The 24,110-nt window shown below is 35.0% G+C and carries 22 protein-coding genes; 11 read left to right on the plus strand and 11 right to left on the minus strand.

The annotated features are described in order from the left end of the window. Positions 1-46: 46 nt before the first annotated feature. Positions 47-910 (minus strand): PhzF family phenazine biosynthesis protein, encoded by an 864-nt coding sequence (locus tag EV142_RS11700; protein ID WP_132035900.1) that lies wholly within the window; start codon positions 908-910, stop codon positions 47-49. A gap of 122 nt (positions 911-1,032) precedes the next feature. Further along, positions 1,033-4,047, minus strand: a complete 3,015-nt coding sequence (locus tag EV142_RS11705) for a tetratricopeptide repeat protein (RefSeq protein ID WP_132035903.1) — start codon at positions 4,045-4,047, stop codon at positions 1,033-1,035. A 582-nt stretch (positions 4,048-4,629) separates the two neighbouring features. On the opposite strand from EV142_RS11705, the gene EV142_RS11710 reads away from it, so the two are divergent. After that, positions 4,630-5,313 (plus strand): cell division ATP-binding protein FtsE, encoded by a 684-nt coding sequence (locus tag EV142_RS11710; protein ID WP_132035906.1) that lies wholly within the window; start codon positions 4,630-4,632, stop codon positions 5,311-5,313. A 7-nt stretch (positions 5,314-5,320) separates the two neighbouring features. Here the strand turns inward: EV142_RS11710 and EV142_RS11715 are convergent, their stop codons facing one another. Beyond that, on the minus strand, positions 5,321-6,142 hold the full coding sequence (locus EV142_RS11715; RefSeq protein WP_132035908.1) for a 2OG-Fe(II) oxygenase: 822 nt from the start codon (positions 6,140-6,142) through the stop codon (positions 5,321-5,323). Between the two features lie 51 nt (positions 6,143-6,193). Between EV142_RS11715 and EV142_RS11720 the strand changes: the two genes are divergently transcribed. Then, complete coding sequence (locus EV142_RS11720; RefSeq protein ID WP_132035911.1) at positions 6,194-7,105, plus strand: glycosyltransferase family 2 protein; 912 nt, start codon at positions 6,194-6,196, stop codon at positions 7,103-7,105. Positions 7,106-7,117: 12 nt separating this feature from the next. Continuing rightward, the gene (locus EV142_RS11725) at positions 7,118-8,044 is read left to right on the plus strand and encodes a glycosyltransferase family 2 protein (protein ID WP_132035914.1); all 927 of its coding nucleotides are present in this window, start codon (positions 7,118-7,120) and stop codon (positions 8,042-8,044) included. On the opposite strand, the gene EV142_RS11730 is transcribed toward EV142_RS11725, so the two are convergent. Further along, positions 8,027-8,434, minus strand: a complete 408-nt coding sequence (locus EV142_RS11730; RefSeq protein ID WP_132035917.1) for a sugar 3,4-ketoisomerase — start codon at positions 8,432-8,434, stop codon at positions 8,027-8,029. The genes EV142_RS11725 and EV142_RS11730 overlap by 18 nt on opposite strands. After that, positions 8,431-9,264, minus strand: coding sequence for a glycosyltransferase family 2 protein (locus EV142_RS11735; protein ID WP_132035920.1), 834 nt, complete (start codon positions 9,262-9,264; stop codon positions 8,431-8,433). The genes EV142_RS11730 and EV142_RS11735 overlap by 4 nt, the downstream gene beginning before the upstream one ends. Positions 9,265-9,299: 35 nt before the next feature. Here EV142_RS11735 and EV142_RS11740 point away from each other — a divergent pair, with 35 nt between their 5' ends. Next, the gene (locus EV142_RS11740) at positions 9,300-10,430 is read left to right on the plus strand and encodes a glycosyltransferase family protein (protein WP_132035923.1); all 1,131 of its coding nucleotides are present in this window, start codon (positions 9,300-9,302) and stop codon (positions 10,428-10,430) included. Here the strand turns inward: EV142_RS11740 and EV142_RS11745 are convergent. The 6 genes from EV142_RS11745 to EV142_RS11770 all read right to left on the minus strand — a co-directional run bounded on the left by EV142_RS11745 (position 10,427) and on the right by EV142_RS11770 (position 16,227). After that, positions 10,427-11,701: an O-antigen translocase gene (locus EV142_RS11745; protein ID WP_238698706.1), complete on the minus strand. Its 1,275-nt coding sequence runs from the start codon at positions 11,699-11,701 to the stop codon at positions 10,427-10,429. The two genes, EV142_RS11740 and EV142_RS11745, sit on opposite strands and share 4 nt — an antisense overlap. 1 nt (position 11,702) lies before the next feature. Beyond that, positions 11,703-12,839, minus strand: a complete 1,137-nt coding sequence (locus EV142_RS11750) for a DegT/DnrJ/EryC1/StrS family aminotransferase (protein ID WP_132035926.1) — start codon at positions 12,837-12,839, stop codon at positions 11,703-11,705. 12 nt (positions 12,840-12,851) lie between these two features. After that, positions 12,852-13,829, minus strand: a complete 978-nt coding sequence (locus tag EV142_RS11755) for a GNAT family N-acetyltransferase (RefSeq protein WP_132035929.1) — start codon at positions 13,827-13,829, stop codon at positions 12,852-12,854. Positions 13,830-13,892: 63 nt separating this feature from the next. Further along, positions 13,893-14,495 (minus strand): trimeric intracellular cation channel family protein, encoded by a 603-nt coding sequence (locus tag EV142_RS11760; protein WP_132035932.1) that lies wholly within the window; start codon positions 14,493-14,495, stop codon positions 13,893-13,895. A gap of 50 nt (positions 14,496-14,545) precedes the next feature. Beyond that, entirely contained in the window at positions 14,546-15,403 is an 858-nt protein-coding gene (locus EV142_RS11765; protein ID WP_132035934.1) for a hypothetical protein, read from the minus strand. Positions 15,404-15,483: 80 nt separating this feature from the next. Then, positions 15,484-16,227, minus strand: coding sequence for an RDD family protein (locus EV142_RS11770; RefSeq protein ID WP_132035936.1), 744 nt, complete (start codon positions 16,225-16,227; stop codon positions 15,484-15,486). Positions 16,228-16,247: 20 nt separating this feature from the next. On the opposite strand from EV142_RS11770, the gene EV142_RS11775 reads away from it, so the two are divergent. The 7 genes from EV142_RS11775 to EV142_RS11805 all read left to right on the plus strand — a co-directional run bounded on the left by EV142_RS11775 (position 16,248) and on the right by EV142_RS11805 (position 24,087). Continuing rightward, positions 16,248-17,228 carry a stage II sporulation protein M gene (locus tag EV142_RS11775; RefSeq protein ID WP_132035938.1) on the plus strand — a complete coding sequence of 327 codons (981 nt, stop codon included), beginning with the start codon at positions 16,248-16,250 and terminating at the stop codon, positions 17,226-17,228. 12 nt (positions 17,229-17,240) lie between these two features. Then, a complete protein-coding gene (locus EV142_RS11780) occupies positions 17,241-18,017 on the plus strand; it encodes a DUF4129 domain-containing protein (RefSeq protein ID WP_132035940.1) in 777 nt (258 codons plus the stop codon). Then, a complete protein-coding gene (locus EV142_RS11785) occupies positions 18,010-19,218 on the plus strand; it encodes a DUF4350 domain-containing protein (protein ID WP_132035942.1) in 1,209 nt (402 codons plus the stop codon). Before EV142_RS11780 ends, EV142_RS11785 begins: the two co-directional genes overlap by 8 nt. A 42-nt stretch (positions 19,219-19,260) precedes the next feature. Further along, the gene (locus EV142_RS11790) at positions 19,261-20,274 is read left to right on the plus strand and encodes an AAA family ATPase (RefSeq protein WP_132035944.1); all 1,014 of its coding nucleotides are present in this window, start codon (positions 19,261-19,263) and stop codon (positions 20,272-20,274) included. 109 nt (positions 20,275-20,383) lie between these two features. Beyond that, positions 20,384-21,715, plus strand: coding sequence for a DUF58 domain-containing protein (locus EV142_RS11795; RefSeq protein WP_132035945.1), 1,332 nt, complete (start codon positions 20,384-20,386; stop codon positions 21,713-21,715). A 137-nt stretch (positions 21,716-21,852) separates the two neighbouring features. Beyond that, a complete protein-coding gene (locus tag EV142_RS11800; RefSeq protein ID WP_132035947.1) occupies positions 21,853-22,938 on the plus strand; it encodes a phosphoglyceromutase in 1,086 nt (361 codons plus the stop codon). 360 nt (positions 22,939-23,298) lie between these two features. After that, complete coding sequence (locus EV142_RS11805) at positions 23,299-24,087, plus strand: TrmH family RNA methyltransferase (protein WP_132035949.1); 789 nt, start codon at positions 23,299-23,301, stop codon at positions 24,085-24,087. The last annotated feature ends 23 nt before the right edge of the window (positions 24,088-24,110 follow it).

The raw sequence follows: 24,110 nt of genomic DNA on the forward strand, positions 1-24,110 counted from the left end.
TTGTACAATTATTTACACATTATCTAATTTTCTAATTCTCTAATTATTACGCTTCCCAATCTCCTTTTGCAACAAATTGAGATTTTCCTCCTATTTTAATATCAAATTGATTTTCGGTTAATTTTCCGTTGAAATAAATTTGAGACGGGCGATTGATATAATCTCCCTGATAATTAATCATTTCAATTTCAGCTGAATGATACTTCAAAAGAAAAGCTTGTAAACAGGTACTTGCACTTCCCGTCGCGGCATCTTCTACCAGCTGATTGTGTTCGACACAAAGCATTCTGCTTATAATTTTTGAATCTTCCAGACAATAAAAATATAAGGCCCTGTGATTTGTTTTGCAATTCCTGATCAGCCAGTCATTCATTTTGTCTTTGTCTAAAACCAACGCTTCTAAAGCTTTTTTATCTTTTAGCGGAACAATTACAAAAGCACTTCCCGTTGTGACTTCCTGAATGGAATACTGATCATCAAAATCTGTACTTTTCAAACTGCTGAAGGCCACAAAATCTTCTTTATCAAAAACATTTAAAAATTCCGGCTGAGCGGCTTTTAACCAGATCAGATCTTCTGTTTTACGAATCGGAATTTCTCCAATCGGCACTTTCAAAGTAATCGATTCAGGCTCATTCCTGAATATTTTATGGATCAGAACCCAGGATGTTCCAATAATGGGATGACCTGCAAATTTCATTTCGCTTGCCGGAGTAAAAATTCTAATCTCAGCACTATTGTTTTCAAAATCCAGCTTTGTAATAAAAGTGCTTTCGGCAAAATTTATCTCTCTGGCGATACGCTGCATTTCTTCCGGACTTAGATTTCCTGCATCTGAAAAAACCGCCAATTGATTCCCGGCATATTTATTTTCAGCAAAAACGTCGATGATATAAAAAGGTAAACTCATTGTTCTATTTTTTTGAGAGCATAGAAAAAAGAACATAGAAAATAAATTTTTTACCCAATCTACCTCTATTTTCTATGCTCTGTAATCTATATTCTTTCTTCTATATTCTTTCTTCTATATTCTTATTTAATAATCGAGGAATTCGTTTTAGACTCTTCCAGTTTAATAGCGTTCAGTTCTTTTTTGGCTTCTTCTACTACATCCGGATAATCGGTAAAATTGTTGATGACGTTATCTAAAATATAAGTGGCCTGATAGCTGTCTTTCAATCCGTAGAAATTTCTCGCCATCAAAACCAGACTTTTCGCACCGTAATATTTATAAGCCGAATAACTCTTCGCTAATTTTTGGACTGCTGCATTCGAAGCGTCAAATTTGCCTTCCTTTGTTTTAAAATACGCATCATAATACAATGCCTCCGCTGCCAGTTCTCCTTTTGAAGTTGTGGACAATTTCGCATAGGCTGCTTTTGCTTTATCTTCATCACCGGTCTGCATTGCGGCACGGGCTACGATAATCTGTGCATCTGCTTTTACGTTTGCATCTGCTTTTGGATTTTGCAGTACTTTGTCAGCGTAGACTACTGAATTCGTATAATCTTTTTTATCATAATAACACTTCATCAGGTTGGCCTGTGCAAAGTTTTGATTCTGAGCTAAATCGGCTTCATCATCTAAACGAACCAATACCGGAATCGATTTATCACAATCTTTGGCTTTCAGGAAAATCTGGGCTAACCTGTTTAAGGATTGTTCCGTAAATTCATTTCTTGGCTGATCTGTTACGTATTGGTAATTCGCAACAGATTTCGTTTCTGAACCTTCTGCATAATACAATTGTGCTAAATAATAGTTCGCCTCCAACGCATGAATTCCGGTTGGAAATTTGCTGATATAACCTGTAAAACCAGTGATAGCAGCCTTGTTGTTCTTCTGACTGTATTGTTTGAAAGCGCCTTCGTAAGTATCATTATCGAGTTCTGCATCTGTAACAGCCACAAAATCCAATGTACGGACCCAGATTGCATATTCATCTACTTTTCCGGAATCTACGTAGATTAATCTCGCGGTAGAGACTGCTTCCAAAGCTTCGGGTGTTTTTGGAAATTCAGCAGCAACTTTTTTAAATTTCAATAAAGCTTCCTGATCGCGATCTGTGTTGTAATACACCAAACCTTGCTTCAGGATTGATTTTGAAGTAAACGCTCCATTTTTGTATTCAGAAATTAACTGATCGTATGTTTTAATGGCTAAATCGTTCTTTTTCTGCGCTACATACGTATTTGCTAATTCATACAAAGCATCATCTCTGTATGATGATTTTTTATACATGAGCAGAAAATTATTCAGCTCGTCAATTTTTTTATCATTTTTCGACATCAGACCATAAGAAAGTGCTTTCTGATATTGGGCATAATCAGCGTCAACACCTTTCGCTTCCATTGCCTTTGCGTAAGCTTCCATCGCCGGACCGTATTTTGCACTCACAAATCGGCAATCTCCCAAACGCAGGTACGAATCATTTAAACGTACTTTATCTTCTTTTGAATTATCAATTTGTGCCTGGAAAGAATTACCGGCCTGATCGTATTCTTTCAGTTTAAAATAAGTGTAGGCAATGTTATAATTGATGTTTTTGTATTCTTCAGTAGTTTTTGCACCAGCCAATCCTGCAAATTGTTTGTAACTCAGTAAAGCAGCATTAAAATCATCTGTTACGTATTCTGATTCTGCTTTCCAGAAAGTGGCCCTGGCTGTAAAGTCAGGATTTTTTTGTTCTTTAATGGCACTATTGAACATTTTTAATGCTTCACTATAATTAGCTTCATTGTACAATTCCACACCTCTGTAAAAAAGAACTTTTTGGTAGGCTAATTTATTTTCAGGCGTCCTGTTTTTCTCCAGTAAAACTAATGCTTCCTTATAATTTTTAGAAGAAATATAAGAATCAACCAATAGCTTTTCTACCTCTGATTTACTGGAATTGTTGGGGTATTTTTTTAAGAAATCAAGCAGAATACCGGGAACTGTCTGGTAAGCGTTTCCAATTTCATAACTCAATTTAGCATAATTTAAAGCGGCGTCTTCCTGAATCTGGGTATTGAAATCCATTTCGGAAGCATTTTTAAAAGCATTTAATGCTTCTTGTTTTTTTCCGGTATTCAGATAACTCAGACCTAAGTGATAATAGGCGTTTTGGGCTACGAAATCTTTTCCTTCAATAATTTTATTGAATTGGGAAATTGCACTTTCGTAGTTTTTTTGCTCATAATAAGCATACCCTAACTGATAAAAATCGGTGTTGTTCCATTTTCCTTTTCTTCCTTTATATTCCTGTAAAAACGGAATCGCTTTGTCATATTGCTTTAAATTGAAATAACTTTCCCCAATAATTTTATTCAGTTCCGATTGTTCAAGGGCATTTGATTTTGCCATTGCTTTTTGGCCCAAATCAATCGCTTTTTGGAAATTCCCTAATTTGAAATTCATGTCGGCCTGATAGTACGACAGCTTTTCCTTGTATTTTTCTTCACCTGAAACTTCATCAAAATATTTAGTGGCTTCTTTGTAATCGTCTCCTTCATACGCCATAAAACCTAAGTAATATTTGGCCTGAGAACCAAACTCGGGAGAATTAACCACCTTATTAAAATAGGTTGTGGCTTCTTTTTTGTTCTTAGCATTAAAGTAGCTGTATCCTTTTTGAAAGTTGAATTTATCCAGATCAGACTTACTCATATAGCTTTCATCTACCTTGTCAAACCACTGCAAAGCTTTGGGATAATTTCCCTGTTCGAAGAAAAAATGAGCCACTTCTACATAAGCCTGGTTTTGTTTTGTGCTTGTCGGATAATCTGTGACAAACTTCTCCATCAGCGCATCAGCATTGGCCTGATTGGTTCTGATGGCGCAATTGGCGATATAATAGGCACAATCGGACTGAACCTCTTCTGTTGTTGCGCTATTTTTTACATATTCGAAAATATGTTGTGCCGAAGCGTATTGTTTGTCGTTGTATAAAGCCAGTGCTTTGTCAAAATCCTTTAAATCGTAAGTATATATAGCTGATTTTTGTGCTGAAACTATGGTTGAAATAAGGACAATTGGTAATAAAAAGAACCAGAAAAGTTTACGCATTTTATTGTTATTTAGTATTCAAATTTATCATTTTATACCGTTTATAACGAAACGTTTCCGCCTTTTATTATAAAAAAACATTTTAAAAACTTATATCTGACAGCTTCTGCAAGCATATCTCTTAACCATATAAGTTGTGTAAGTTATTATAAGTAAGACTCTTTAACAAAGCGCTCAATGAGATTGAGAGTATATCAATTTCATGAATAAAAACCTTACCCATCATTTCCTAAAATGAACTTACATCACTTATATGGTTCAATTTTTCACGGGCTAAATGCTTTTATAACGTACTTATTCCTTCAGAATTCAATACCAACAATCTTCAGCACCATTTCCTAAAATGAACTTATATCGCTTATGTGGTTCAATTTTTCACGGACTAAATGCTTTTATAACGTACTTCTTAATTTAGAATTCAATACCAAAAACGTTCAGCACCATTTTTTAAAATGAACTTATATCGCTTATATGATTTAATTTTTTTATTTCTTTCTATTATAGCTTTTCTTCAGAAATGATTGAAATTTATTTTGAATCCAACCGTTATCTTAGTACTTTTACCATTCAAATCAATTTATTATGTCACAAATCGTACTGTCTCTTAAAGAAGTCACTATATATCAGGAAGGAAGAAAAATTTTATCTCATATTAATTTAGATGTTCAGCATGGTGAATTCATTTACATCATTGGGAAAACCGGTTCCGGAAAAAGTAGTTTCATGAAAACGCTGTACGGTGATTTACCTTTAAGTGAAGGAGAAGGTCATATTGTTGAATTTGATCTGGCAGCTTTAAAAGAAAGTGAAATTCCGTTTTTGAGACGTAAAATCGGAATCGTTTTCCAGGATTTTAAATTACTTCCGGACCGTTCGGTAAAAGACAATATGCTTTTTGTGTTAAAAGCAACCGGATGGCATGAAAAAGACGCCATGGAACACAAAATCGATGAAGTTCTGGACAAAGTCGGTATGAAAGAGTTTGTAAACAAAATGCCGCACCAGCTTTCGGGAGGAGAACAACAACGTGTTGCCATTGCAAGAGCGCTGCTAAACGATCCTGAATTTATTCTCGCCGATGAACCAACCGGAAACCTTGATCCGCAAACCAGTTCTGAAGTATTGGAGGTATTGAAAAAAATCAACGCCAATGGTAAAACCGTTATCATGGCCACTCACGATTATGCCTTGTTGATGAAATTCCCATCTAAAACCTTAAAATGTGAGGATGAAAGAATTTTTGAAGTAGTGCAACGCAGCGTGTAAGACCCGATTATTTTTTATAAACATGTGGGTTTTCACGAATTCCCTTTTTAAAGAACTTTCTCAGATTCATTCTTAAAAAAGTATCTATTTTTAAAATTGCATCCGTAAATTTATGTTCCGGTCTTCCTCTAAAGGAAGTAACGTGAAATTGGTCTGTTGCGTAAACCGGTACTTTTGAAAAGTAATAATTGGAAATACAACATCTGAATCCGTCAAAAACGATTGGTGACACCGAATGTAACGATTGATTGTGCGTCACCATAATGACCAATCTGTTAAATTTACTGTGAATTGTCGTGGGGCTTTTCTGCAAACCGTCGGGCCACAACTCCAGATTTCCGCCATATTCCTCTTTCCAATCCGGGGTAACGTAATACAATAAATTCAGTACACGCCAACGCTCCCTGTCTTTATCGTGCGAGTTATCTAAATGTGGGTTTAAAAACTGTTTGTTTCCCATCATCGAGAGTCCGCCCGCATACAAAAATTCATCCGGAATTGGCGCTTCAATCTGGCTGATTTCTCCAATTAAATCTACAATTTTACAATCCTGAAAGGCATAAATAATCTCTTCCAATACAGGATTATAACGGTTCATCTGGACCGCTACGTACTTATCTTCCTTGATGCTTTTCTTTAAAACCATCTCTTCTTTCTTCGGGAAAACATTGTATAAACTAACAGCTATTGCTTCAGGAAGCAGATCATCGATAAAAAGATAACCAATTGCCTTTTTTGACGCGGCAAACTGGCTGGCTAAAAGAGTTTTATTAGCGTTGATTTTATTATAAATAATTTCAGCAAGCTCAATTCTATTTATAAATTCCATACTTTTGAATGTTCTGTTACGTTGCAAATATATTACTAAAAATTGCTATTAATGCTCTCCATTCTTATCCCGACATACAATTATAACATCTATCCGCTTGTTTTAGAATTACACAATCAATGTTTAGGTTTAGGGATCATATTTGAACTTATCGCAATTGATGATGCTTCGACAATTCCATCTGCTGAAAATGACAAAATAAATACTTTAACATACTGCAACTATGAAGTACTGAGCACCAATATTGGCAGAAGCAAAATCAGAAATTTACTGGCCCGAAAAGCAAAGTATGACTGGTTACTTTTTCTGGATGCCGATGTTTTTCCAAAAAATAAAAACTTCATTTTAAATTACATAAATCACCTTAACGATGATGTAAAATTGGTAAATGGCGGTTTATTGTATCCTGATGAAAAACCAGAAAAAAGCAAACTGTTTCGATGGGTTTACGGAAAAAACAGAGAGGCATTAGATTATAAGATAAGGGAAAAGAATCCTTATCTGAGTTCTCTGAGCCTTAATTTCATCATTCATAAATCGATCTTTAAAAAAGTTTCGTTTAATGAAACCATTCCAAATTTAAGACATGAAGACACTTTATTCTCTTATAGTTTAAGCAAAGAAAATAGTAAAATAGAGCATATTAATAACCCGGTATATCATTACGGAATGGATGATTTTGAAGTAGCCATTCGCAAAGAAAATGAATCATTGCACGCTTTAAAATATTTAATTGACAATCAATTACTGTCTCCGGATTATGTCCGGATTTCTAAATTATTATTGAAAATTCAAAAAAAACACCTATTATCGGTTTTTGCCTTTTTTCATAAAATAACGCTGTCTCTTTTTCTTAAAAATTTAAGCGGTAATAATCCTTCTTTGTTTATTTTTGATTTATACAGATTGGGTTATTTATGTCAACTTGAAAAAGAACAAAAGGGTCTCATTTCAGCCCGTTAAACATTAAAAAAAATGCCGTTTTTTTCTATCATTATTCCGTTATACAACAAAGAAAACTTTATCGAAAATACGATACAAAGTGTGCTGGCCCAGACTTTTCAGGATTTCGAAGTGATTCTTATTAATGACGGATCGACAGACAAAAGTGAGGCAAAAGCACTTCAGTTTAAAGATCCCCGAATTCACTATTATTCCAAAAAGAATGAAGGCGTTTCACTGGCAAGAAATTTCGGCATCGAAAAAGCTAAATCTCCAAACATCACTTTTCTTGATGCCGATGATTACTGGTACCCTGATTTCCTGCAGGTAATGTTCGAAAAAATCAGCCAGTTTCCGGAACAAAAAGTTTTTAGTGCCGCCATCGAAATTGAAACTTCAAAAAAAACATTTCCTGCTCAGTACTCAATACGCAAAACTAACAGTTCCGAACTTGTCAATTACTTTCGTGCCAGCACAAAAGAACCTATTATCTGGACTTCATGCGCTGTATTTCACAAAAGTGTTTTTGACGAAATCGGAGTTTTTGACCCTAAAATAAAAAGCGGCCAGGACACGGATCTCTGGATTAGAATCGGATTGGTTTATCCTGTTTTGTTCTCATGGAAAATTCTGGCGCGTTATGTCTATGATAACAACAGCTTGTCTAAAAACGATACATTACTGCATGCAAAAATGGATTTGTCTAAATTTACAGCGCTTGAAAAAACGAATGCTGACCTGAAGTATTACTTAGATTTAAATCGGTTCTCGCTCGCCATCAAAAGCAAATTAACCGGTAATAAAGCCCTTTTTACTCACTTTTATACCGGAATTGATTTAGGAAAAATAGGATTCAAAAAAAGAATTTTATTAAGCCTTCCCTCCTCTTTATTATGGCTTTTGATTGAGATAAAATTAAAAATGGCTGACCTGGGTCTAGGTTCATCGGTTTTTAAATAGTTTGAAATTTTTATATTCCCTGATGTAATCTTCTTCGTCAAATTCGTCCGAAGCCAAAACCAGACAAACGGCCCCGGAAGAAAAATTTTGCAGTTCCCGCCATATTCCGTCCACAATTAACAAACCTAAGCTGGGTCTGTTTAGCGTTACCGTTTGTGATGATTTTCCGTCTTTTAATACCACGTCAAAACTTCCGCTTAAAGCGATTAAAAATTCCTGTTGTTTTTTATGGGCGTGCCCACCGCGTTTGCTTCCACCTGGAACATCATACAAATAATACACCCGTTTTGAGGCAAACGGAATGGTATCTCCTTCTATAACTGAAAGATTGCCGCGTCTGTCCTGAATTTTTGGAATTTCGATTAACTGAATATCAGTATTTGTAGTCATAGTTTATGTTGCGTTATTTCTCTGAATTTTGCGATTCCTGCTAAACCGCTTTTATATTTTTCTCCAGCTTCAGAAAAGCGAATGTACTTTTTTCTAATCAAAAAAAAGATATATTTTGCCAGCCAGATGTAAGCGAAGCTTCCATGCAATTTATAAAACAAAGCCGCTCTCGAATAAATTAAAGTATCAGATCCTTCGTTTTTTCCGGATGAAAATTCAGGATGCGAAACTATAATTTCCGGGCTAAAATAAACGTTCCCTTTTTGATTTAAGACTGCTTTTAAAAATAAAAATTCTTCGGCAGTTTCAAAAAAGGAGCCAAGTCCAAAATTGGTATCAAAAGTGATATTCTTTTTTTTAATCTCTTCTACTTTAAATGCAATTTCAATAGAACTCACATTCCAGATTGTTTTCGAAGTATGTCTAAAAGCTGAATCCCACTTTTTTTGCGGCTGCACAGCACCAATTCTCTGGTGATTAAAGGTAATGATATCTGCTTTCTCCTGATTTTGGAACGCTAAAAGAATATCTTTTCTGAAGTTTTCTGCAAAAACAACATCGTCATCGGAGATTAAACAGATTTTTTTTGAAGCATTCTGAATGGCTGTGTTCCTGCTTTTAGACAATCCCTTTTCAGTACTATTAATCACCCTAACGGAATCAAAATCAGAAGACAAAACCTTATTTAAAGATTGGTTTATAATCAAAATATTGAAATTTGAAAAATGCTCAAACGGAAACATAGGCAGCAAAAAATCAAAATTGCTTCTATCTTTGGTAGCAATTAAAATTTCGAAGTCCTTTTCAGAAAAAACATTTAACATTTTCATATATATTTACGTAAATATAAATATTTCCAGCACAAATGAGAATACTATTGGTAGGAGAATATAGCCGACTGCATAATTCTTTAAAAGAAGGATTGGAAGTCTTGCAGCATGACGTCACCATTATCGCAACCGGAGATAGTTTTAAGCAATTTCCTGTGGACTATTCCATTTTTCCCAGGTATTTTATGGATAACAAACTTTTAGTATTTTTAAACAAAATTTTGTTCCGTCTTTTCAAACTAGATTTGCCACTGGCGGAAAAAGGAATTCGTTTCTGGTTGTTTTTACCCCGATTAAAAGAGTATGATGTCGTTCAGTTAATCAATTCCAATGCAATTGAAACCTATCCTTTTTTTTCTAAATTTTTATTAAAAAAACTCTTTCGTCAGAATAAAAAAAGTTTTCTGCTCGTTTGCGGAGAAGACACGCCCATAATCGATTTCATGCTAAAAGATTCTTTACCATATTCTATTTTGACACCTTTGTTAAAAGACAGAAAACTTGGTTCTTATTATCGTTTTTCAATAAAATACACTCAAAAAAAGTATCGCGATCTCTATGATTTCGTAAGCGAAAGCGTTTCCAAAACCATAGTTTCTGATTTAGATTATAAAATTCCATTGCCCGAAAAAACCTTACTTCCGAATCCGGTAAATACCGCTAAAATTGCTTTTGAAGCGTTGGATAGCGTCCAAAAAGTCATCGTTTTTTTAGGCGTAAATAATACGAGCAGCATAAAAAAAGGCACTGGATATTTTGAAAAAGCACTTCAGATTATTCAGCAAAAATATGGTGACAAAGTAGGGATCATCAAAACTGAAAATGCTCCTTATAAACAATACATCACCCTTTACAATCATGCTCAAATTTTATTAGATCAGGTTTATTCGTACGATCAGGGATACAATGCACTTGAAGCAATGGCAAAAGGAAAGGTAGTTTTTACAGGTGCAGAAACTGAATTTACAAACTATTATAACCTTACCGAAAGAGTCTGCGTAAATGCGCTTCCGGATGTAGATTATCTGGTTCAGGAATTATCGTATTTAATCGAAAATCCTGAAGAAATAACAGCAATAGGCAAACGTGCCAGGGCTTTTATCGAAAAGGAACATGATTATGTGAAAATTGCTGAGAAGTACCTGAATGTTTGGAATGAAAGTTAAATCAAAATCTTCCTAAAATACAAACACAAAACAATCCAATACATAAAATTATCAAATGCCTGAGCCATTACTATGCCTTCAATTCCGTAATAATGCATAAAAAATAAACTGGCAAAATATAAAACGGTAAGAGAAAATAGTTCCGAAATTATAAAAGCTTTCGTTAGCTTTTTAGCAAAAAACTGATAGCCTAAAATAAGGGAGGCCACTTTAAAAACATCACCAATCAATTGCCAAAGAAACAAATTGGTAACCGGTAAAAACTCTTTCGTAAACAATACGTGGATTATGAAAAATCTTAAAAAATAAACCACAACTAATCCTCCGGCAAAAACAGGTAAAATTGATTTATAAAATCTCCAAAAAACAGTTTTAGTTTCTTCATTAGTTTGTGCTATTGAAAGTTTCGGTAAAAAATAGACGGTCAAAATTGTACTAACGAACATTAGATAATAAGAAGATATGCGAGTCATGGTTTCCCAGAAACCTGCCTGATCCATACCTAAATTTTCAATAATTTTATTACGGATAGCCAGAAAAACAATAGGTCCTAAAACAGAGGAGACCAGTGCCATTAGAGAATAAGAAGACAGATTTTTAATGATTTTGAAATCAAACAAATGCAAACGAACTGAACCTAAAAAGTTAATTTCTCTATTTAGAAAATAAAAAGTGACGAAAAACAATACTGCTGGTGTTAGTACAATTGCCAATAAAGCACCAAGAGTTTTAAATTGTAAAATCATAAAAACAGATACAAGCAAACCAATGGCATTGCCAATAATATTGATCCATATTACTTTTTTAAACTGGCTCAATCCATTTAAAATAGCGAGTAAAAATACCGAAACGGCATACCAGGGTAAGGCTAAAGCTAAAATTTTAAAAACGAGGGAATAATCCAATTGATCGCTGAAAATTTTAGCATTCCAGAATGCTGCAAAAAAATATAAAAGAAGACTTAAGATAACAGCAACGGTAATCAAACTTATAAAAACAGTGGCGATTATCTTTTGAAGTTCACTTTTATTCTTTTGATTTTCGGCTACATATTTTACTATTCCGTTCTGAAAACCAAGTGTAGAAATACTCTCTAAAGAAGTTAAAAAATTACGCAAATTCCCAACCAAAGCCATACCGCCCGGACCAACAAAAATGGCTAATATTTTAGAGGTAATAAGCCCAATTCCTATTTTTAGCGCTACACTAAAACTGTTTAAGGAAGTGATTTTAAACAAGGTTGTATGCGTTATTTTTTTTAAGGAATTCAAATTAATATTTATTTAAAACCGCAATAATAAAATCCACTTCGCTTTCTGTCAAAACCGGACTCATGGGCAAACTCAAAACCTCTTGATGAATCTTTTCCGTAATCGGAAAAGATAAATGATTCCAGTCTGGAAATGCTTTTTGCTTGTGTACCGGAATTGGATAATGAATAACGGTCTGAATAGTATTTTGGGTTAAATATTCCTGTAAATCTTCGCGATCTGAAGTCCGGATAACAAACAAATGAAAAACATGACTGTTCGAAAAATCCCAAACCGGAAGAACTATTTTTTCGTTCTTGATTTCAGATAAATATCTTTTGGCTACACTTCTGCGTTTGCCATTATCCGCATTTAAATTCGGTAATTTTAGATTTAAAAAGGAAGCCTGAATTTCATCCAGCCTTGAATTTACACCAATATATTCATTATAATATTTTTTTTCAGAACCGTAATTCCGCAGCGAAAAAAGCACTTTTGCTAATGCTGAATCGTTTGTAGTTATCGCTCCACCATCTCCTAATGCACCCAGATTTTTCCCGGGATAAAAGCTGTACGCCATTGCCCCCAAAGACTTTTCAACTTCGATCAAAGTGGTATTGTTGGAATTTGGAATTTTCACCCTATTGGAATTTTCAAAAGCTCCATGCGATTGCGCGGCATCTTCCACCACCAGCAAATTATTCTGGTTTGCAATTTCATTAATTTGATCCATTTCGGCCAATTGCCCGTACAGATGCACAGCCAAAATAGCTTTTGTTTTTAGAGTGATTTTTTCCTGAATCAGATCCGGGTTAAGATTGTAGGTTTCTAATTTTGGTTCGACCAAAACCGGTACTAAATCGGCTTCAATAATGGCTAAAATACTTGCAATATAGGTATTTGCAGGAACGATAACTTCATCGCCTTTTTGGAGTTTTCCTAATGTTATATATCCCTTGAAGATTAATGTCAAAGCATCAAAACCATTGCCTGTTCCGATACAATACTCGGTCTTGCAATAGGCCGCGAAAGCTTTCTCAAATGTTTCCACCTCTTTTCCTAAAATATACCAGCCGCTATCCAAAACCGATTTCAGTTTTTCCTGAAAAGCAGTTTCATACGGTTTGTTTATTTTTTTAAGATCCAGAAAAGGTATCATGTATTTGTTTGATTAGATAAAAACCGTTTCTAATTTACTATAATTGGCTGTTTCAACTTCATAAAAATCATGAATTATGGTACCGGCACCAAAACTTTCTTTCCAGTACGATAATCCTTCATTAAGATTTTTACCCTGATTTTCATTCGAAATTCCAAAATCGAAAAATCTTTTCCCGGCAAATCTTTCCTGAATTAGATACTGAAATAAGTAATCTAAACTGCCCAGGTTGTCACGCTTTTCGTTTTTCGAAATATATTGACAATGCGCTACCGTTTCGGTTTCAAAAATAGTAGTTCCTGCCACAATTTTATCAGCTGCATAAACATTAAACTGATAAATATTATTCGGAAAATGCGCTTTTAGCTGATTCATTTCTACTATCGAATGAACTGGTTTTGCCTGGTGTTTATGTGCTAAATTCGGAATTAGGACTTCATTCCAAAAGGATTCAAAATCATTTTCTTCCTTAATGATCAATTGATTTGAAATTGCCTTCTGAAAACCTCTTTTCCTGATTTTGGAAATGTTTTTTTCCTGTGATAAATCAATTACAGAAAGGGAATCGCGCCGGACTAATTTGGCTTCAGCTAAAAACAGACTGTATAAAATTTCTTCAGCGGGCTGGAGATGATAAATGGAGGGAATAGTTTTGTAATGCAATTTTTCGAATTCATTTTCATTCAAAAAAAACAAAATAGCCTTAAAAATTTCGATTACTGATGCTAGTTTTGTACTTCCTTCATACACCAATCCGCCATATGTTAATCCCTGATGCGAATACAACAAATTTCCTTGTTTATTAAGGGGTAAAACTGCTTTTACTTTTTGATTTTCGAATACCAAAAGCGAAAAATCTTCAAAACGATCTGCATGATATTCCATGAAATCCCGGTGAAATAAAAACGTAGCATTTTTGGCCTGAGCAATAAACGCATTCCAGGTTGTATAATCACTTTTTTGATATTTCCTTACGGTATACTTTGTCATTTTCCTGCCACAGATTTTAAGGATTCTAATCCTTTAAAGTGGCTAATATATTATTTTAAAATCTTATTTGTGGTCAAATGCCGGTAAATACCATTTGAATTTTACTGCCATTAATCGAACTGAAATAATTACAACGGAAGTAACTAGATATAAAATATCATTTTCCAGATTCAGCTTTTTCAGAATAAAGAATACAATTCCACCCAAAATACAGATCGTGGCATAGATTTCCCGTCTGAAAATAGTTGGAATTTCATTACATAAAATATCACGGATTACACCGCCAAAACAGGCTGTCATTGTTCCTAAGGCGATACAAATTACGGGATGCAGTCCGATTGAAATTCCTTTTTCCAAACCAATTAAAGTAAAAACGCCCAACCCAATCGTATCAAATAAAAACAAGGAGGTTCTTAGTTTATCAAATTTTTTCCGGAATAGAATCGCAAGTCCAAAGCCTAGAATAATCACATAGACATATTGCAGATCCTGCATCCAGCCTACCGGCGTTCTGCCAATGAGAACATCACGAAGTGTTCCGCCGCCCACTGCAGTAACAAAAGCAATAATAAAGACCCCAAACGGATCGAGCTTTTTATGCATTGCCGTTAAGGCACCGGACATGGCAAAAGCCATGGTACCGATTATATCTAATAAATGGAACATTTTATATTTTTAACAGCCGGAATTTGAATTCCCCGGTTGGATTAAATTTTCTATCTTTTTACGTAAATCGGACTTCTTTTTAATAAATACGAAACAGAATCTATCCAGCTGTCTTTTAAATTTAAAAAAGGCTTTCTGGTTTGTGAGTAAATTTTACTGCCGTTTTTGTACATATCAAAATACACCGTATAATAGTAGTACATCTGAGTGTTAGCAGTGGTTGTAGAAATATCGTTTGTTTTTATTTTTTTGTCGTTGTCGCTAATTTTTGCATTTCCGCTGTTATAAGTGGTAGCCGTTGAACTTGAAGACATGGTAAATGAAACTTTGGCAGCCACAATATTATCAACCCCTAAGATTCTTTGAAGGTCCTCGATCGGCGTATCATCAATATTAGTATGGTCGATTCCGGCTTTGTGGAGTAAACTATTGGTAGTCCTTAAATCCTGAACGGTAAGCGGCAAAATATTAGCCGACTTGTCTAATAATTTATTGTAAAGGTCATTCTGGGCAAATTTTGACATGTCTTCCGAGCTTTGCAGATTATCCGAATTTACATAAGGAACCGGCAGTACAGCAATCGTATTGGTTTTCATTTCTGCATTGGCTGTCACCTGATTTGATGAACCGCTATTGCTAACAGGATTACTGTTCGCAGCAACATCGAAAGTCTGGGAACGGCCGCTTGAAAAATCAATTCTGGCAATCTGGGAAACATCCAATGAAATTTGTAAAGTTTCCCCGGGTAAGGAATATTCGACTGTTTTATCAGACATTTTTGAAATTGTACACTCAATAATCTGATAATCACGTTTTATTATTTTATCTAATTTTTTACCTCCGCCCTGAGCAAAGATGCTTACTGAAAAAAGCAACATTATAATCGTAAAAATTTTTGTAATTCTCATAATCTTTATTTTTTAAGTTACCCTACTCTTATGGCTTTTCGGTTACGCCCTGATGAATTCTTTATCGTTTCTATATAGTACTACATATTCTGTGTATAAAAATTATAATCTTTTAAAATCACCCGAAGAAAATCACGCTCATTGCCGGATTGATTTTTGATCCCGGAAACGGTTTCAATTTTAGAAACCAGTTTATGAATCGTTTCGTAATCATTTCTACTATCTGCTTTTTGAAATGTTTCCTTAATAATTCGCATATCATTATCAGACAATTTTATCACCAAAGGATAGGTTGGCACATACGCTTCCCCTATTTCTTCGAGAATAGTATGGCTTATATTGATTGTGCTTTTTAAGGTAATCACAGCGGTACCGGCCACCATATCGCCCAAACGCTGTCCTTTTTTACTGGAAACTACGGTTACCACAGCAATAATTCCGCTCAGAATTGAGATATCTACCAGCCTGAAAAACCATCGCATCAGATAATCTCCGAATCCGGCCTGATAACCATCAATTTTTACTACTTTTATTTTAACCAGTTTCTTGCCAATGGTCTGTCCTTCAAAAATGCTTTCCAAAGTGATCGAATAAATTATAATCGGAAAATAAAGGAACAAAAGAATTGACATTCTGGACCAGGTATCTAAACTATCTAATAATTTTCCCAATTGTAACGCATAAAAAAAGATAAGCGAAATCACTATCCCATAGGCTATTTTAACCGCTAAATCGATAAAATAAGATCCTATCCGCTCGCCGGCAGAAGCTGCTTTAAAATTTATTTTGACATTTTGCGTCGTATTAATTGATAATTCTGACATATTTTATATTTTAGCCCTTAATGAGAGAAATCGCCTTCATAAAACAAAATAAAGAAAAATGGCTGGAATTTGAGCTAGCTATTTTCGGTAAAGCTAAAAAAAATCCTGATGAGTTAGCTAATTTATACATTCAAATGATGAATGATTTATCTTACGCCCAAACTTATTATCCAAAAAGTAAAACGGTGGTTTACCTGAATCATCTGGCTTCACAGATTTATCAGAAGATTTACAAAACCAAACGCGCTGAAAAGAACAGGTTTACGGAATTTTTTAAAACGGAAGTTCCATTGCTTCTTTACGAATACAGAAGGTATCTGCTGTATTCTTTCGTCCTCTTCTTTGTTACCGTTGCAATTGGTGTGATTTCTGCGCGATACGATCAGAATTTTGTGCGGTTGATTTTAGGTGATGGTTATGTCAATATGACTTTGGAGAACATCAAAAAAGGAGATCCCATGGCTGTTTACGGAACCGGAAGTAACTGGGGAAGCTTTATCGGCATCACCATGAACAATCTTTATGTAGGCGCCAGATGTTATATTTACGGAATTTTTGGCGGAATTGGAACTTTTTATATTTTCCTTCAAAACTGCATTATGCTCGGGTCTTTCCAATACTTTTTTTACGAACAGGGCGTTTTCTGGAAAAGCGTTCGCGGGATCTGGATTCACGGTTCCATGGAAATTTTTGCCATTGTAATTGAAACTTCTGCCGGATTTATTTTAGGGGCTTCTATTCTTTTTCCTAAAACTTTTTCGAGAGTAAATTCTTTTAAAATTGGTTTTAAAAACAGTTTCAAAATATTCCTGAGCACTTTTCCGTTTACCATAAGCGCCGGGTTCCTGGAAGGTTTCATCACCCGATATTCTATCGATATGCCCAACTGGCTCAGCAGTTTTATCATACTTTTTACTTTGAGCATAATTTCATTTTATTATCTGGTTTATCCCTATATTGTTCACAAAAAGACACAACCACTATCAGCCAAATTGACTTAATCAGAACCGGTAATGAATAAAATTTTCTTTGTTTTATCTTTTCTTTTTTTCTTCAGCATTTCCAATGCTCAGGATTCTTTGACCGTTAAAACCGATCCTCCCGAAATTTCATCCGTAAAATACACGGAGAAAGATATTAAAATCGATACCACTACGGTTGAAGGGAAAACCTTTTCTAAAAATTTCAAAAAAAAATATACCGACTCCGATTTTGTATACGAATACAAAGCGCCGGAAAAGAATGCCTGGGATCATTTTAAGGAATGGCTGGCGGGAATTTTAAGAAGCCTATTCACTTTTAACAACCCTGCAGCAGCACTCCATTTTGTATCAATTTTGTTGAAAGTACTGGCTGTCCTGATTATTATTTTTGTGATTTATCTGATTGTAAAAGCCTTAGTTGGTAAAGAAGGAAGATGGATTTTCGGAAAAGATTCCAACAAAAAGACGATTTACTATTCGGAACTTGAGAAAAACATTCATCTCTTAGACTTCAAAAAACTCATTCAGGAAAGTATAGAAAGAGGCGAAAAAAGAATTGCCATCCGTTACTATTATCTCTGGCTGCTGAAAGTGATGGCGCAGAATCATTATATCGAATGGGATATCGAAAAAACCAATTCCGATTATTTGTATGAGCTTCAAAGTCCCGTTTATAAAGAAGAGTTTACGTATCTGTCTTATTTGTACAATTACATTTGGTATGGTGAATTTGAAATTGACGAAACTACTTTCAAAAAAGCCGAAAACCGTTTTAAGAATTCCATAAAAACCTTTGGCAATGAATAAATCTATCAAAATTTACATCGCTATACTGGTTTTTGTTTTTGCCATAATTTTAATTGCAAGTTCCAACCAGCAAAAACCTATTGATTGGAGGCCAACGTATTCTGTCAATGATAAAATCCCTTACGGATTGTATATTTTTGATAAGGAAATCAATGGCGTATTAAAAAATCAAAAGATTGAAAGGGTTTCCACCATAACGCCCTATGAATTTTTAGATTCAAAATATGTACCGGATACAATTGACGGGAAATATAAAATAAAAGGAACCTTCTTAAACATAGCTCCATCGGGAGAAATTGACAATCAGTCGGTAACGGAACTTTTCTATTTTGTATCTCATGGAAACAATGCGTTCCTGAGTATGAAAACATTTCCGCAATCTTTATTAGACAGTCTGAAAATTGAACTAAATACAAATTTTCAAAATTCTGATCCCAACGTAAAAATGTGGATAGCTAATAAAAAAGTAAGTACTAAGAAATACCCTTTTAAAGACATTGATACAGAAAATTATTTTGCAAAAATTGACACTGCAACCACTACGATCTTAGGATATCAGGGCAATGAAAAACAAAAGCATATTAATTTTATAAAGGTTCCTTACATTCATGGTTATTTTTACCTGCACATGCAGCCTGTTGCTTTTACCAACTATCATCTTTTAAAAGCAGATCATTATCAATATACTCAAAACGTGCTTTCTTATGTCCCAAAGGGGAATATTTACTGGTATACAAAAGGGCAAAACAGCGAATCGATTTCGGATTCTCCTCTACGGTACATTTTAAGTCAGCCGGCACTAAAATGGGCGTGGTATTTATTTTTAATCGGAATGCTGATTTTTATTCTTTTTAATGCCAAACGAAAACAACGAATTGTTCCGATACTCAAACCTTTACCCAACTTAACAGTAGATTTTACCAAGACAATCGGGAATTTATACTATCAGGAAGGGGATCATTATAATATAATCGATAAAAAAATCATTTACTTTTTAGAAAGAATGAGAAATGAATATATGCTCGATACCACAAAACTCGATGATGATTTTATTACAAAACTGCATCATAAGTCCGGAAAAGACGAAAATGATATCCGGGAACTTGTATTTTTGATCAACGAACACCGGAAAAGTTATCACGGAAGCCTCGAAGAAGATTTAATCCGGATTAATAATGCCATCGAGAAGATTTTAAATTAATATTTTTAACAGCAATTCATTCAAAAGAAAAACATACCAAACATGGACGATTTTAATACATCAGAAACAGAAGTTACCAACGAAAACGTAAATTTTGAAACCAGATTAAATTTAGCACCACTTTTAGAGCACGTTAATACGATCAAAAAAGAGCTTGAGACAGTAATTGTTGGTCAGCATAAAATGATCGATCAGCTTTTGGTTGCTATTTTATCCAACGGACATGTTTTACTGGAAGGTGTTCCGGGAGTTGCCAAAACGATTACCGCTAAATTATTATCCAAAACTTTAAATATTGGCTTTAGCCGAATTCAGTTTACGCCGGATTTAATGCCTTCGGATATTTTAGGAACTTCTATATTTAACCTCAAAAATTCTGAATTTGAATTTAAAAAAGGACCTATTTTCTCCAATCTGATTTTGATCGATGAGATCAACCGTGCCCCTGCCAAAACACAGGCCGCCCTTTTTGAAGTTATGGAAGAACGCCAGATAACCATTGACGGATCGGCCTATATTCTTGAGACTCCTTTTTTGGTTATTGCTACACAAAACCCAATTGAGCAGGAAGGAACCTACCGTTTACCGGAAGCACAATTAGACCGTTTTTTATTCAAAATCACCATTGATTACCCTAAACTGGACGAAGAAATTCTGATTATACAAAGAGAGCATTTATTGCAAAATCACGGTAAACTAGAAGCGATAAAAACGATTCTTTCCGCTGAAGAAATCAAGGCATATCAGGCACTGATCAAACAAATAAGAGTAGAGCAGAACCTGTTGGAATACGTTGCCAGAATCGTAGTGAACACCCGTGAAAATGCCTTCTTATATCTAGGAGCTTCTCCACGTGCCTCAATAGCAATCCTAAACGCATCCAAAGGTTTTGCAGCCATTCGTGGCCGTGATTTCGTAACACCGGAAGATATCAAAGAAGCAGCAGTTCCCGTTTTACAACACCGTGTTATTGTAACACCGGAACGCGAAATGGAAGGAATTACAAGCGCTGAAATCATTAAGCAGATTATCGAAACTGTTGAAATCCCGAGGTAAAAAAGAGTCGCAGTTTACAGTTTTCAGTCGCAGTCTGCACACTGAAAACTGAGACTGAAAACTGTTACTGTGACTAAAAACAGACTAAAAAAACATAAAACAAAAAAAATTGAAATTCATAAAAAGTCTATACCTCAATAACTTCTTTTTCTACGTGCTTTTAGGCATTATAGGAATGTTTGTTTGCGCTTTTATTTTTCCGAATTTATACAATGGCGTCTGGTTTGTCGTTCTGGGTTTAAGTACTTTTCTGCTGCTTGATATTTTGCTTTTATACCTGGCCAAAACAGGTATTGAAGCAACGAGAAATACTCCTGAAAAACTTTCGAATGGTGATTTGAACCCTATTAAAATTGTACTAAAAAATCACTATACTTTTTCAGTTTCAGTGAAAATCATTGACGAGATCCCCTTTCAGTTTCAGGTACGGGATTTTAAAATTCTGAAAAATATAAAAGCTTCTGCCCAGGAAGATATCAAATATGATTTGCGTCCGACAGAACGTGGTGAATATTATTTCGGAAACCTGAATATTTATGTTTCTTCCCCGTTAAAATTAATTTCCAGAAGATTCACTTTCGATAAAGACCAGATGGTTCCCACCTATCCGTCTTATATTCAATTGAAAAAATATGATTTGTTTGCTTTTTCGAATACGCTGTTTCAATACGGAATTAAGAAAATTCGCCGTATCGGACATACGATGGAATTTGAGCAAATTAAGGAATATGTTCAGGGCGACGACCTTAGAACCTTAAACTGGAAAGCAACGGCAAAGAAAAATGCGTTAATGGTGAACCAGTTTCAGGACGAAAAATCGCAGTCGGTTTATCTGGCGATTGATAAAGGCCGTATCATGCAAATGCCTTTTAATGGCTTAAGTTTGCTGGATTATGCGATAAATTCGACTTTGGTTTTATCCAATATTATCCTGAAAAAGCAAGACAAAGCAGGGATTTTTGCGTTCTCTAAAAAGGTTGAAAATCGGGTTTTCGCTGAAAAAAGAGGTTCACAGATGCAAAAAATCCTCGAAACATTATACAACATCAAAACTGACTTTTTTGAGAGTGATTACAGCAGATTGTATGTGGACATCAAAAAAAATATCAATCAGAGAAGTTTGATTATTCTGTACACCAATTTCGAAACCATGGATGGACTGAGCCGCCAGTTACCCTATTTGAAAGGAATTGCCAAAAGCCACCTTCTGGTGGTTATTTTCTTCAGCAATACCGAACTCAACGAAATCATCAACAAAAAAACCGACACGATTCAGGAAGTCTATGATAAAGTCATTGCCGAAAAATTCATGTTCGAAAAGCGTTTAATTGCCAATGAACTCAAAAAATACGGCATTCATTCGATACTTACACAACCGGAAAACCTGACTCTGGATGCCATTAACAAATATCTGGAAATTAAGTCACGTGGAATTTTATAGCTGATCCTTTTGTTAATTTATGGTTATTTTTAAAACATAAATTAAAAACGCTTTTATTGTTTCGAATAATATTTGTTAGTTTTGAATTATTTATTGGTACCAATTCTTAATTTTAAACTTCATCTAAAATAATAAAAATGAAAAAATTACTTCTAATTCCATTCATTTTAATCAGCTTTTTGGCAACGGCACAAAAAACAGAAAACATTATTATCATAACCACAGACGGTTTTAGATGGCAGGAAGTTTTTAAAGGAATGGACCCGGCAATTGCGAATGATAAAAACTTCAATCAGGGAGACAGTACTTACATTTACAAAAAATATTATAGCACCGACAGCAAAGAAAGCCGCAAAAAGTTAATGCCTTTTTTATGGTCTGAAATTGCTTCCAAAGGTCAGATTTATGGCAATCGTGCTTTAGGGAATAAAGTAGATGTTGCTAACCCGTATTGGTTCAGTTATCCCGGATACAGCGAAATCATGACCGGAAATGTGGATCTTTTGGTCAATTCCAATTCCTATATGGCGAATCCAAATGTGAATGTGCTGGAGTTTTTAAATCAGCAGTCCAAATTAAAAGGAAAAACAGCCGCTTTTGGTGCCTGGGATGCTTTCGATCGGATTTTAAATGAAAAAAGAAGCAATTTTCCTGTAATTTCTGCTTTCGATGCTGTTGGAGGAAATAAACCTACGGCTGTTCAGAAATTATTAAATGAAATGCGTGATAATTCGTTTAAGCCGTTTTATGAGGATGAATGCCTGGATGTTTTTACCCATTATGAAGCTTTAAACGAACTGAAAACCAACAAACCAAAAGTACTTTATATTGCCTACGGAGAAACCGACGAATGGGCACATGCCGGACATTACAGATCTTATTTGGATGCGGCAAATCAGGTAGATACCTGGATAAAAGAAATCTGGAATTTTGTACAAAATGATCCCCAGTACAAAAACAAAACGACACTCTTAATCACAGTAGATCACGGACGTGGCGATAAAATAAAATCAGAATGGACAAGCCACGGTGACAAAATTGCCGGCGCCTCCGAAATTTGGTTCGCCGCAATGGGTCCTGAAATTGCCCCAAAAGGCGAGATCAAAACAGAATCTCAATTGTATCAAAAACAATTTGCCCAAACCATCGCCAAAATCATGGGATACACCTTTACGGCAGAACATCCTGTTGCGAGTGAGATTAACGAAGTTTTTAAGAAATAAACTTATGGGATACAGTGCTTTTTTTTTGCCACGAATTTCACGAATTTGCACTAATTTTTAATTCGTAAAAATTCATTACCGAACGATAGCGAACAAGCGAAGTAAATTCGCAGCTAACTTTTTATTTTATTTCTTAAATACCTATAACGTTTTAAAAACCTTGCAAAAGAAACCTATGAACCTTTGCAACTCTGAACCTTTGCCCCCTATTTTAAAAAAAAATCTCAGTACCTTAGCCCCTCAGAAGCTTAGCCACTATTTTAAAAAAACCTATGAACCTTTGCAACTCTGAACGTTTGCTCCTATTTTAAAAAAATCTCAGTACCTTAGCCCCTCAGAACCTAAGTACCTTTAAAAAAAATGAAACAAATTACTTCAGTACAAAATCCGTTTATAAAATCACTTGTTTTACTGCAGGAAAAGGCAAAAGCACGTAAACAAACCGGAACTTTTTTAATTGAAGGATTACGTGAAATTTCAATAGCCATAAAAGGCGGCTACGAAATCGAAACGGTTTTATTTTTACCGGAATTAGTTACTGAAAATCAAATCAATACATTAGTCGGCACACCGGTTCCATTAATAGAAATTAACAAAGAAGTGTACCAGAAACTGGCCTATCGCGATACCACCGAAGGCATTCTGGCCATCGCCAAAACAAAATCAATGCAGTTATCCGATTTAAAATTATCGGATAATCCACTAATCCTAGTAGCCGAAGCCCCTGAAAAACCGGGAAATATCGGAGCCCTTTTGCGTACAGCTGATGCTGCAAATCTTGATGCCGTTTTAATCGCCAACCCCAAAAGTGATTTATACAATCCGAATATCGTTCGTTCCAGTGTCGGCTGTCTGTTTACCAACCAAATTGCAACAGGAACTACTGCCGAAATTATTGCTTTTCTGAAAGAAAAAAAGATTGCTTTTTACTGTGCTACCTTACAAGACTCCACTTCCTATCATACACAGGACTTTACAACACCAACAGCTTTAGTGGTCGGTACGGAAGCCACTGGCCTGACGCAGGATTGGCGTGATGCTGCCACAAAAAACATCATCATCCCTATGCAGGGTGAAATCGACAGCATGAATGTATCTGTTGCAGCCGCCATTTTGATTTTTGAAGCCAAACGTCAGAGAGGGTTCTGATTTTAGATTCTTAGATTCTTAGA

The sequence above is a fragment of the Flavobacterium circumlabens genome (genome assembly GCF_004345565.1).
Taxonomy (GTDB): Bacteria; Bacteroidota; Bacteroidia; order Flavobacteriales; family Flavobacteriaceae; genus Flavobacterium; species Flavobacterium circumlabens.